This window comes from uncultured Sulfitobacter sp. (assembly GCF_947497275.1).
Lineage (GTDB): Bacteria > Pseudomonadota > Alphaproteobacteria > Rhodobacterales > Rhodobacteraceae > Sulfitobacter.
In genome coordinates, this window is the sequence record NZ_CANMFS010000004.1 from 178889 (window position 1) to 191004 (window position 12116).

General features: G+C 58.7%; 10 protein-coding genes, 1 pseudogene and 1 other annotated feature. Of the genes and pseudogenes, 5 read left to right on the top strand and 6 right to left on the bottom strand.

All coding sequences use genetic code 11. The features are described 5' to 3' along the window. Positions 1-124 precede the first annotated feature (124 nt). Positions 125-2287 carry a response regulator gene (locus Q1A06_RS10200; protein WP_366523515.1) on the top strand — a complete coding sequence of 721 codons (2163 nt, stop codon included), beginning with the start codon at positions 125-127 and terminating at the stop codon, positions 2285-2287. On the opposite strand, the gene yaaA is transcribed toward Q1A06_RS10200, so the two are convergent. The 4 genes from yaaA to Q1A06_RS10220 form a co-directional block, all read right to left on the bottom strand. Further along, positions 2272-3051: a peroxide stress protein YaaA gene (gene yaaA, locus Q1A06_RS10205; protein WP_299562572.1), complete on the bottom strand. Its 780-nt coding sequence runs from the start codon at positions 3049-3051 to the stop codon at positions 2272-2274. The two genes, Q1A06_RS10200 and yaaA, sit on opposite strands and share 16 nt — an antisense overlap. 32 nt (positions 3052-3083) lie before the next feature. Then, on the bottom strand, positions 3084-5126 hold the full coding sequence (recQ, locus tag Q1A06_RS10210; RefSeq protein ID WP_299562576.1) for a DNA helicase RecQ: 2043 nt from the start codon (positions 5124-5126) through the stop codon (positions 3084-3086). Positions 5127-5227: 101 nt separating this feature from the next. Beyond that, a complete protein-coding gene (locus Q1A06_RS10215; protein WP_299562579.1) occupies positions 5228-5515 on the bottom strand; it encodes a YggT family protein in 288 nt (95 codons plus the stop codon). Positions 5516-5593: 78 nt separating this feature from the next. Then, complete coding sequence (locus Q1A06_RS10220; protein ID WP_299562582.1) at positions 5594-5920, bottom strand: BLUF domain-containing protein; 327 nt, start codon at positions 5918-5920, stop codon at positions 5594-5596. A gap of 160 nt (positions 5921-6080) precedes the next feature. On the opposite strand from Q1A06_RS10220, the gene Q1A06_RS10225 reads away from it, so the two are divergent. The 4 genes from Q1A06_RS10225 to Q1A06_RS10240 all read left to right on the top strand — a co-directional run bounded on the left by Q1A06_RS10225 (position 6081) and on the right by Q1A06_RS10240 (position 9972). After that, positions 6081-7454: an MFS transporter gene (locus Q1A06_RS10225; RefSeq protein ID WP_299562585.1), complete on the top strand. Its 1374-nt coding sequence runs from the start codon at positions 6081-6083 to the stop codon at positions 7452-7454. Beyond that, a complete protein-coding gene (gene mepA / locus Q1A06_RS10230) occupies positions 7451-8398 on the top strand; it encodes a penicillin-insensitive murein endopeptidase (protein WP_299562588.1) in 948 nt (315 codons plus the stop codon). Before Q1A06_RS10225 ends, mepA begins: the two co-directional genes overlap by 4 nt. A gap of 62 nt (positions 8399-8460) precedes the next feature. Beyond that, on the top strand, positions 8461-9264 hold the full coding sequence (locus tag Q1A06_RS10235) for an esterase-like activity of phytase family protein (RefSeq protein WP_299562591.1): 804 nt from the start codon (positions 8461-8463) through the stop codon (positions 9262-9264). Between the two features lie 90 nt (positions 9265-9354). Further along, positions 9355-9972, top strand: a complete 618-nt coding sequence (locus Q1A06_RS10240; protein WP_299562595.1) for a queuosine precursor transporter — start codon at positions 9355-9357, stop codon at positions 9970-9972. A gap of 317 nt (positions 9973-10289) precedes the next feature. On the opposite strand, the gene Q1A06_RS10245 is transcribed toward Q1A06_RS10240, so the two are convergent. Next, entirely contained in the window at positions 10290-10628 is a 339-nt protein-coding gene (locus tag Q1A06_RS10245) for an STAS/SEC14 domain-containing protein (protein WP_366523518.1), read from the bottom strand. 49 nt (positions 10629-10677) lie between these two features. Next, positions 10678-11749 (bottom strand): annotated as a pseudogene (locus Q1A06_RS10250) (IS3 family transposase); the annotation flags it as partial. Then, positions 11353-11468 (bottom strand) — a sequence feature (AL1L pseudoknot). (Overlaps the previous pseudogene by 116 nt.) Positions 11750-12116 lie beyond the last annotated feature (367 nt).

Here is a 12116-nt window from a genome sequence, read left to right on the forward strand (position 1 = left end):
CCGGCAAGAGTGTCGCGCTTAAGAGCATCTTTACCGTGTCCGCGCAGAAAGGAAGTTTACCAGCGCGACAGACGGGGGTTCGATGAGCCTACAGCAAAAACTCACCGAGGAAAGGCGCGGGCGCTTGGCCGCCGAAAGAATGCTGGAACTCAAGAAAGCAGAGCTTTTTGCCGCCAATCGCAAGCTGGGGCGTCACGCGCGACAACTGAACGACGAGATTGTGGATACGCGGGCACTGGTCGAATCGATCCGTGGCGAGAACAAGAAGGTCAAATCCGATCTCAGCGCCGCGCAGGAAAAGATCGCCTTGGTCGAGCGACGGTTGTGGCATTCGATTGAAACGATCAAGGACGGATTCGCGTTCTTCGATTCTGACAATCACCTGATTATGGCCAATCAGGCCTACATGGCAATCTTCGAGGGGCTGGAGGCGATCAAACCGGGCGTCAACTATGTGACCATCCTGCAGGCAATGACCGACGAGGGTATTGTCGATCTGGACGGGACGAATCCGACGGAGTGGCGACAGGAAATGCTGAGCCGCTTTCAACAGCGCCATCCGCCTTCCGCCATTATCCGTTTGTGGAACGGTCGCTACGTCAAACTCGTCGATCAACGCGGCCCGGGTGGCGATATGGTTTCGCTCGGGCTCGATATCACGGCGACCGTGCACTACGAACGCGAACTGGATGCCGCCCGCAAACAAGCCGAGGCGGCGAACCGCGCAAAATCGGCGTTCCTTGCCAACATGAGCCACGAAATCCGTACACCGATGAACGGGGTGATCGGCATGGCGGACCTTCTGGGTGACACCGAACTGACCGAAGAGCAGCGGCTGTATGCGCAGACAATCAAAAATTCGGGTGAGGCGTTGTTGGTCATCATCAACGATGTACTCGATTATTCCAAGATCGAGGCCGACCGGCTGGAACTGCACAGCGATCCCTTCGATCTGGAACGTGCGTGTCAGGAAGTCATCATGTTGCTGCAACCGCTGGCACGCGACAAGGGGCTGGAACTGTTGCTGGATTACGATCTATTCCTGCCCACCGACCTGCTCGGCGATGCGGGGCGCATCCGTCAGGTGCTCACCAATCTGATCGGCAACGCGGTTAAATTCACCACGAAGGGCCATGTGCTGGTCCGGGTGACAGGCGTGACCGATGCGAAACTCGGGACAGTGACCGCCCATATCGCTGTCGAGGATACAGGCATCGGCATCCCCGCCCACATGACCGATCACATCTTTGGCGAGTTCAATCAGGTAGAGAACGAACGCAACCGCCAATTCGACGGGACCGGCCTGGGACTGGCCATCACCAAACGCCTCGTCCAGTTGATGAATGGCCAAATCTGGGTCACTTCGGTCGAGGGCGAGGGATCGTGTTTTAAGTTCAAGATCGTCCTGAAAAGCAACGGCGCGATCGAAATCGGCCACCCGAACATGCCCGCCCAGCTTCGCCGGGTGATGATCGTTGACACCATTTCAGCGAACCGAAGCATCCTCGATCACCAGTTGGAGCAGCTTCGGATCGAAGCCTTCGGCGTGCCGGATCATGCGGCTGCACTGGACGCTCTTGACGCGCGGGTGGACGCGATCCTGACGGACCACAAGCCGCCACAGCTGGATGCGCTGGTGCTGGCAGAGACGTTGCGCGGGCGTGCAAGCAAGGTTCCGATCGTCTTGATTAGCTCCAATATCATCGGAATGAAGGACGATCCGCGATCGGAACAATTCTCGGCAATGCTGCAAAAACCGGTCCCGCGCCATACGCTGATCAAGGCATTGCAATCCGCCGCCGGTCAGATCGAATTATCGGATCCGCCCCCGGTACAGCTGCGGCAGATGCGCGTTCTCGCGGCCGAAGACAACCGGACAAATCAACTGGTTTTCCGCAAGATGGTGAAGACGCTTAACATCGACCTCCAGTTCGCGGCAAACGGGGAGGAAGCGGTCGAAATTTATCAGGCGTTCAAACCAGATCTGGTTTTCATGGATATCTCCATGCCCCGTTTGGACGGCAAACAAGCGACGGTTCAGATCCGCAAGATCGAAGAACGCAACGGCGTGCACATTCCCATCATCGCGATGACTGCGCACGCGATGGCGGACGACGACAAATCAATTCTGGAGGCAGGTCTTGATCACTATATGACCAAACCACTCAGACGGGGCGACATCGAAAGCCATATTCTCGAAGCGCAACCTGAAGGAACCCTGCCGGTTCAGACCGCTCCGGATCAGGAGGCGACCGGTCCCGGTGTCCCGGTTCAGGGCGTTGGGTAGGGACGCAGGAATACCGGCGCATCCGGCTTTGACAGTTCTGGCGCATAGGCATAGCCACCGCTGTCGAAATCAAGCAAGGCATCGCGCGTGGCGATACGTTTCTGCACGATGAACCGCGCCATGGCGCCGCGCGCTTTCTTCGCGAAAAAGCTCACGATGCGCGGGCCTTTGCCGTCGTCCTTGTCTTCCATGAACTGGGGCGTGATCACCCGCAGCTTGAGCGCGTCCAGATCCACTGCACCGAAATACTCCTGGCTGGCACAGTTCACCAATGTATCGCTGCCGGTCACGTCTGCCTGCGCGTTCAGCGCCCTAGACAGTTCGTTACCCCAATATTCGTAGAGGTTTTTTCCACGCAGTGTTTTCAGACGGCTCCCCATTTCCAACCGGTAGGCCTGGATCGCATCGAGCGGGCGCAGTATCCCGTAAAGGCCCGATAGAATGCGCAGATGTTCCTGCGCATAAGTCATCTCGTCCTCATCCAGGGTTGCTGCTTCGAGGCCCTGATACGTATCGCCAGCAAATGCGAGTGCCGCAGGCCGCGTCAGGTCCGGCATCGGCTCTTCTTCGAACGCCTTGAAGCGATCCCGGTTCAGCTTGGCGAGATCGTCACTGAGCGACATGAGCGATTTCAGGTCCCCAAGCGTGAGATTGCGCGCCGTTTTGACCAGCCTTGCGGCATCGCTCTGAAAATCGGGGGCCGTCATTTCGACATCGCGTTCCGCCCAGTCGAGCCGTTTCGCCGGTGAGATCACTACAAGCATGGTAAATCCTTCTTCATACGCCGCTGGTGCATCTAGGTCTCGGACCGCAGTACGTCCAGAAACGCCGACCCGAAACGTTCGGCACGCCGCTCTCCAAGGATCCTTTCCAGCGCGGCACCGTCCGCATCGCGCATCTGCGCGACCTTGGCCAGCAAGGATGCCGAGCAGCTGAGCGGTTTGTCCGTACCCATGCTACCGCGCGCAAGGCCCGCCTGCACTTCGAGAAGCCGGTCGTAGACTGACCCTGCATCGCGCCCGGCCAGCTTGCGCCGCTGTGGATGCATCGTTTCGGCCTCGCCGTTGATCACTTCGAGGAATGCGCGCCCGTAGCTTTCGAGCTTTTTCGCGCCGATACCGCTTATCCGGGCCATTGCATCCAGATCTGCGGGACGCGTCTCTGCCATCTCGATCAGGGTACGGTCGGTAAATATGATATAAGCAGGCACCTTGGCGCTTTCCGCCAGTCCGCGCCGCTTGGCCTTGAGGGCGCTCAACAGCGGCGCGTCCTCTTCGTTGATCATTGATTTCATGGCCGGCCGACGATTGGCGGCGGCCTTGATGCTGTCACGGCGCAACGTGATCTGCGCCGCGCCGCGCAGGATCGGCAGTGCTGCATCCGTCATCCGCAAGGCTCCGTGACGCTCCGGATCAGGCCGCACCAGATCATGCCCCATCATCTGCCGGAACACCGCCTGCCATTCGCCTTTGGAATACTCCTGCCCGACGCCGTACGTTGGCAGCGACTGGTGCCCGCGTTGTTTGACCTTGTCTGTCTCGTTGCCGAGCAGAATATCAATCAGATGGCCAGCGCCGAACCATTCATCCGTGCGCAGCATTGCCGACAGTGCTTTGCGTACCGCCGTTGTCCCGTCGAACGTATCGACGGGCGTATCGCATAGGTCGCAGCGGCCACAGCTGATCTCGCTCTCGCCGAAGTATCCAAGCAGGTTCTGACGGCGACACTCCAGCGCCTCGGCAAGCCCCAGCAACGCATTGAGCCGCCCGTGGTCGGCGGCGCGGCGTTCGGGCGGGGCGAGCCCCTCGTCAATCTGGGTGCGGCGCAGGCGAATGTCTTCGGGTCCATAAAGCGTCAGCGTTTCCGCAGGTGCGCCATCCCGCCCCGCACGGCCGATTTCCTGATAGTACGCCTCGATGCTTTTGGGCAGGTCGGCGTGGGCAACCCAGCGGATGTCGGGCTTGTCGATGCCCATACCGAAGGCGACGGTCGCCACGACGATCAGGCCATCTTCCTGTTGAAAGCGACGCTCCGCGATGCGACGGTCTTCGGCCTCCATCCCACCATGATAGTGGATCGCGGTTTGGCCCGCGTCGTTCAGTGCGCGCGCGATCCCTTCGGTTTTGGCACGGGTGCCGCAATACACGATGCCCGACTGCCCCCTGCGCGCGGCGGCAAAGTTAAGGATTTGATTGCGCGGTGAATTCTTGGTCGCAAAAGAAAGGTGGATATTGGGGCGGTCAAAGCCGCGTAAAAAGGCGCGCGGTGGCGTGCCGTCGAACAGCTTTTGCACGATTTCGACCTGAGTTTCCGCATCCGCCGTCGCGGTAAAAGCCGCTAGCGGCACGTCCAGCGCGCGGCGCAGCTCGCCGATGCGCAGGTAATCGGGGCGAAAATCATGGCCCCACTGGCTGACGCAATGCGCCTCGTCCACCGCAATCAGCCGCACACCCACACGGCGCAGCATGCCCATCACCGAACCCGCCGCGAGCCGTTCAGGTGCCATGTAAAGAAGTTTCAGCGTCCCGGCATCCAACGCCTCCCACACCGCGTCGGTTTCCTCAGGCGTGTTGCCGGATGTCAAAGCGCCTGCCGCCACGCCGGCCTCTTGCAGCGCGCGCACCTGATCACGCATCAACGCGATGAGTGGGGAAATCACCACCGTAACCCCCTCGCGCATCAACGCAGGTAACTGGAAACACAGGGATTTACCGCCCCCTGTAGGCATGATCGCCAACACATTCTCGCCAGCGGTCACCGCTGCGACAATTTCTTCCTGGCCGGGACGAAAGCCGTCAAAGCCAAAGACATCTTTAAGCAGCGGTGCGGCGCCGGACATGGGAAAGCCTATCTGGGTTCAACGGGAATGCCGATGACTCACATATCCCGGACACAGGGACAAGCCTTCACCGATGGGCAAGGCCAATTCGCCGCAATGTATCAGTAGAAGGCGGCGGCGTTGTTGACCAACACGATGCGCAGCGCCGCAACCGCCACCAGCACCACCAGCGGCGCGAGATCAATGCCGCCCATGTTGGGCAGGATCCGCCGGATGGGCGCATACAGCGGCTCAAGCAGGCGATTGATGCCATACCAGATCTGCGCGACCAGCGGCTGCCGCAAGTTCAGAACCTGAAAGTTGATCAGCCATGACATCACCACATGCGCAATAATGAAAAACCAAACAATGTTCAGCAAAAGCATGAGGATCTGAAAGAGAGATGTCATCGACGGGACCTTTTCGCTGTGTCTGAGCAGCAATTAAGCGCAAGACGCTTCGGAAACAAGGCCCGAAGGCCGCGTGATTCAGGCATCCATCACATTGAGCGCTTCGGAAAAATCCAGATCATCGACGCGTTTCATCGCCCAGCCCTCGTAGTGACGCTGAGTGATCGGCTTTTCGCCCAATACCTTGAAGCCGGAATGACGCACGTCCGCGCGGATCACCTCGACCAGATCGTCGACAGTCCCTTTTTCCCCTTCGAGAACCTGACAGAAATTGCGCCCGTTGTAGGCGAGCATACCCGTTACATCGCGCTCGGTGTTATTTTTAACTGAATGTGCAATGATCTCATCAACATCGGCACCGCTCATATTCTGCGTCGCTGTGCTGAAGTACAATAATCTAATCATATTTTTATCCCCGTACCGTTGGGCGGCACGCGCCCGTTCCCAATTCTACAAATTGGATGGAAAAAGGTAATTGGGGCGTCCAAACCAGTCAACTCAAAAGCTTTTCTTGCGCCGGTGTTTGCCGACTGCTCTACATTGCGGTGCAAACGGGGAGTGAACCATGACCGCAGTATCGCCGCGCAAACGCATCTGGGGGTGGTATTTCTTCGACTGGGCAAGCCAGCCGTTCAACACCCTCATGCTTACCTTTATCTTCGGGCCCTATTTTGCGCAGACGATGTCGTCGGTCCTGATTGAAAGCGGCATGGCCGAAGGTGCCGCCAAGGCGCAGGCGCAGGCTTATTGGGGCTGGGGGCTTGCGATCGCGGGCGCGTTCATAGCCGTATCCGCGCCGGTTCTGGGCGCCATCGCGGACAACTCGGGGCGCAAGCTGCCGTGGATCTGGCTGTTTTCCCTGTGCTACTTCGTAGGCTCCTTCGCACTCTGGTGGACGACGCCCGCAGATTTTTCCGTGGTCTGGGCGCTGTTCTTCTTCGGGATTGGTCTGATCGGAATGGAGTTCGCCACGATCTTCACGAACTCCTATCTGCCGGAGCTTGACGACGATCCCGCAGAGCTTGGCCGCATATCCGGATCCGGCTGGGCCTTTGGCTATGTCGGCGGCGTCTTGGCGCTGGCGGTGATGCTGGCCCTGTTTCAGGCGACGGACAGCGGCGCGACGATGGCAGGGTTCGCGCCGCTCTTTGGTCTTGATCCTGCGACCAAGGCGGATACGCGGATTGTCGGCCCATTTATCGCGGTGTGGTTCGCGGTTTTCATGATCCCGTTTTTCATGACGGCGCGCGACACGCCGAAACCGGGTGGAACCCGCATCGCGTTCCGGAAAAGCATGTCCGACCTTGCCAGAACGATCAAGGGGCTGCCGAGCCACCCCTCGCTTCTCGCCTATCTCGGGTCTTCCATGTTCTACCGCGATGCGCTGAACGGGATGTACACGTTCGGCGGTGTCTACGCGACAGGTGTTCTGAACTGGTCCATCACGCAGGTCGGGATTTTCGGCATTATCGCCGCGATTTCCGGTGCGATCTTCTGCTGGATCGCGGGACGGATCGACCGGCGGGTCGGGCCGATGCCGGTGATCATCTTCTGCAACGTCGCTTTGCTGATGATCGCGATCATGATCGTCACGATCAGCCCAGCTTCCATCTTTGGCGTACCATTATCCGAAGGGTCGAACCTGCCGGATATCCTGTTCTTCTTCGCCGGGGCTGTTATCGGGGCGGCTGGCGGCGCGCTACAGGCATCTTCGCGCAATATGATGACGCGGCAGGCCAATCCCGCGCGCATGACAGAGGCGTTCGGCCTGTATGCCCTGTCGGGCAAGGCAACCTCGTTCCTCGCACCCGCGCTCATCGCGTTGACCTCGCAGGTCACCGGCAGCCAACAATTGGGTGTGACCCCGCTAGTAGGGCTGTTCATCATCGGCATTGTGCTGCTAGCATGGGTCAAGCCAATGGGAGATTTCAGATCATGATGATGAAGAGACTTCTTGTCGCCACCGCCCTTGCGGCACTGTTGGCAAGCTGCGGCGGCGGATCCCGCGACATCAGCGGCGCGCGGGAAAAGCCGGTAAATCTACCGACCATCGGATCTTCTGGTGGTGCGCTGAGCAACGTGCAGGCCAAGAAACTGTTCGGGGTAAAAAGCGGGCCCGCTTCGATGCCGTCCGCGCCGTTCGGCAGCTACGCCAAGGGGTGTCTCGCGGGGGCCGAACAATTGCCCGAAAGCGGGCCGACCTGGCAGGCCATGCGTCTGTCGCGCAACCGCAATTGGGCGCATCCCGAAATGATTGATGTCGTCAAGAAGCTGAGCCAGTTCGCGGCGCAGCAACCGGGCTGGAACGGGCTTTATGTCGGGGATATGAGCCAGCCGCGCGGCGGCCCCATGCTCACGGGGCACCGCTCGCATCAGATTGGTCTGGACGCGGATGTCTGGATGCTCCCGCCGACCTCGCTGAGCCTCAGCGCGAAGCAACGCGAGAATATCTCGTCCATTTCCATGCGACGGTCGGCCGGGGCCTACGTCAACAGGAGCTGGACTCGGTCGCACCACGAGATCGTCAAGGCTGCCGCCAAGGATCCGCGCGTGGCGCGGATATTTATCTTTCCGGGTGCTAAGGTGCAAATGTGCGATGATGAGCGCGGCGACCGCAGCTATCTGCGCAAGATCCGGCCATGGTACGGGCATCACTATCATTTCCACATCCGAATGAGCTGTCCTTCGGGCGCACGCGGATGCGCGGACCAGACGCCGCCGCCCGCCGGTGACGGCTGTGCAGACGCACGTCAGTGGCAGGCGAACATCCTGAACCCCCCTAAAGCCAAACCGGGTGCAAAGAAAACACCCGCCAAGCCACGCCGTGAACTCGTCCTGGCGGACCTTCCCGCACAGTGCAAATCCGTTCTCGACTACAACTGACGCGTTTTTGCACTGTCCTTGCGTTTCTGCTGTGCGGTGGAAATGCGCTCGCCGAACCGGTCTTGCGTTTCTCCTCCAGCCTCACGCTGGAGCACGACGCGGAATGGTTCGGCGGTTGGTCGGCACTAGAGGTCACTGACGGCGGGAGGCGTCTGATCGCGCTCAGTGACCGTGGGCACCTTATTCACGCAGATATGCAGCGAAGCGACGGGACGCTGCAGGCGATCACGCTGACACAGGATGCTGCCCTGACGCGCGAAATCGGACCACCGCTGATCAAGAGCGACAAAGACGCGGAAGGTCTGGCGATTGCCCCCGACGGCCGCGCGTTTGCATCCTTCGAGTACCGAAACCGGATCACTCGGATCGATCTGGATACAGGCACGCTCAGCGGTGAAATCGCCGTGCCGTTTACACGGGATGTCGGGCGCAATTCGGGATTGGAGATGCTTGCAGTTGACGCGGAAGGCGCCCTTTTCGCTATGGCGGAAAAAGCGCCGGCACCCGGCGCGACATTCGAGCTTTTTGCATATCGGTCCGGACAGTGGACACGTGCCGCCCGGATCCCCAAGCGCGGGCCCTTTTTACCAGTAGGTGGGGATTTCGACCCTGCCGGACGGCTGTGGATTCTCGAAAGGGCCGCGACGCTGCTCGGTTTTCGCAGCCGGATCCGGCTGCTGGACTTTTCGCACGATGCCCCGCGCGACGATACCTTGCTGACCACCCAGCCCGCGCAATTCGATAATCTGGAAGGGCTAAGCGTTTGGACTGATACATCCGGAATCTTGCGGGTCACGATGATCTCGGACGACAACTTCCTGCGCATTCAGGACACCCAGATCGTTGAATTCATCGTGGAGGAATAACTTGCAGGGCCGCGCAAAGCCTCTTAAAGCACCCATGTCTGCGATTCCCGCAGGCCAAGTCGCCGCACCCTTGCAAAAAACGGTTCATACATGACACGCACTTATCTTCCCGGCGTCCTTGCCATGGCGCTTATCGTCGTGGCCTCGAACATTCTCGTCCAGTTTCTCTATGGCGACTGGCTGACATGGGGGGCGTTCACCTATCCGTTCGCGTTTCTTGTGACGGATGTAATGAACCGTGTGTACGGTGCGTCCGCCGCCCGCCGCGTCGTTCTGGCGGGCTTTGTAGTCGGCATTATCTGCTCGTTGATCGGCACGCAGATCATAGGTGAATTCGGACCATTGGTGACGGTGCGGATCGCGATCGGATCGGGTCTCGCGTTCCTGGTCGCACAGTTGTTGGATGTGGGTATCTTTGCCGCACTGCGCGGCGGCGCATGGTGGCGTGCGCCGCTGGTGTCCACCCTCCTCGGCAGCACCGTGGATACGGCACTCTTCTTCTCGGTCGCATTCTCTGACGCATTGGTCTTCGTGCATACCGCAACGGACGTTAGCTGGGCTGCGGAGGCAGTGCCGCTATTGGGTTCCGGACCGGCGGCTCCTCTTTGGGTGTCGCTGGCGGTCGCGGACTGGGCGGTCAAGCTTTCGCTTGCTCTGATTGCGCTAGTGCCTTTCCGCCTAATTACTGCACGCCTGCGGTCCGCCTGAAACGGGCGCAGGTTAGCAAAGGACACTTCGTCGCAGAAAAATCGCTTTGAATGTGGGTACACCTGTGCGACGGTGCATGTGATTTCAACAACTGCAAAGGAGGTGATCTAGTGTCAAGAACGGTACTGGAGAGAGGTGTCGGAACAGCTTTGGAGATCGCGCGCTAGGGCAGCCCTTGGCGCTCTGAATCCCAAGGTGGATCTGGTGATCTAACCGATCCCGCCTCCTATACAATTCGATTGGGCCGCTCTGTTTCTCGGGGCGGCCCTGTTCGTACGGGCATCTCAGGGCGCGACGGCTTCGGCCTTTAATGAGTTTCAATCCGAGATCTCCTCGTCGAAAGTCTCGGCTTCCACGGGAATGAGATTGCCTATAAAGTCGATCATGTCCTCCACTTGATCCGGTGTGCCGACGACAACGTACCGTCCGACATTTGCAAGAGACCGAAAGCGCGACTTCAGCGATTCCCAGCTGAGGGCGGCGCCCGCTTCGGCGCCTTTGTAGCGGTCAAAAATCATCAACAGATCGACATTTTCCTCGTGCGAATCGAAGATCTCGTTCACGGCTTGCGCCATAGCGGTCATGTCCTCGCGGCTGACTTCGCCGTGGACGCGAAAAGCGTACAGACGGTCGCGGTTGGTGGCGACCTGTTGGATAGTCCACCCATTCCAGCGTTACATATTCCACGGCCTCGAAGTTGCGCTAAGGTCCGCGTCTGTCAATGACCTCGGCTTTGAACAATCCGTTGATTATTTTGGCCCGCGCGTTTTCATAGAAAACCCCGACGCTGCCGACAGATGGTGCAACTTTTGCCTCGGCCAATCGATCAGTGTACTTTATCGACAGGTATTGCGAACCGCGATCCGAGTGATGCTCCAGCTGATCGCGCGCGGGTCTACGTTGAGGAATGGCCTTTTCCAAGGCATCGAGGAGGAAGCCCGCATTGGGCGTGCGACTGGCGCGCCATCCCACGATCCGTCGGGCGAACACATCAATGGCGAACGCCACATAAACGAAGCCCTGCCATGTAGCGACATACGTGAAGTCACTGACCCACAAGACGTTTGGGGCTGGCGCATGGAATTGGCGGTTCACACGGTCCAGTGGACAGGGCAGCGCCTTGTCAGGCGCGGTTGTTCTGGACTTCTTGCCGCGAATGACATCTTCGACCCCGATATCCTTCATCAGGCGGGCAACGGTGCAACGCGCGATATCAAAGCCTTCTCGGCGCATCTGATGCCAGATCTTCCGCACACCGTAGACGCTGAGATTTTGCTCTAAGGCCCGTTCAATGTCGGGCTTGAGTTGCTCATCACGCATGGCACGATCCGAAAGGAGGAACGGATCTGTCCGCTTGGCCTTGTTGTCATAGAAAGTGGCTGGGGCAATCAGCAGAACCCGGCAAATCGGCTCGACCCCATGGTCTGCGCGGTGATCTTCAATGAACTGGATCATTTCTTGAATGCGCGGTCGAGCTCCGCCTGTGCAAATACGCTGATGCTTTGCGAGAGGATCTCGTTGGCTTGTTTCAGCTGGCGGTTCTCGCGTTCTAAAGCCTTCATCTTTTTGGCCGTTTCGATTGTGATGCCGCCACGCTGGCCGCTATCGACCGCGATCTTCTTTACCCATTCATTCAGTGCTTGCGGCGCACAGCCGATCCTCGCAGAAATCGACAAATCGCAGCCCAACGGCTCTCATGCTGCCCTGCGCCATCCAAAACCATCTGAACCGCTCGTTCGTGCACTTCTGGCGAATAATTGTGTGTTGTCTTGTTCATGATCCTCCATCCTACTCATGGTTTAGAGCCTCCGGCAAACCCGGCGCGGTTCAGTTTGCGAAGCAATTCGAAACGAAGAGATGACTACACCAAACACGCCTACATTTTTCAACACCTTGGCGACACAGGGCGTTTTTTCCGTGAATGCTGCTTGGACATTCAATTCGACGCAGAAGAAGCATAAGGAAACGCACCTCAAGGTAAGGAGACCTGTTTTTGGAGCATCTGCTCTGGAAGAGCAGTTCGAATAGCCACCGTCTTCCACAAGCAGGTAGCGATCCAGAATAGCAACGAGTGAAATGCGACTGCACAGATCATTTTTTCTAAGTATCTGATAAGTTGTGGATAATACCGCTTTCAGCATTCT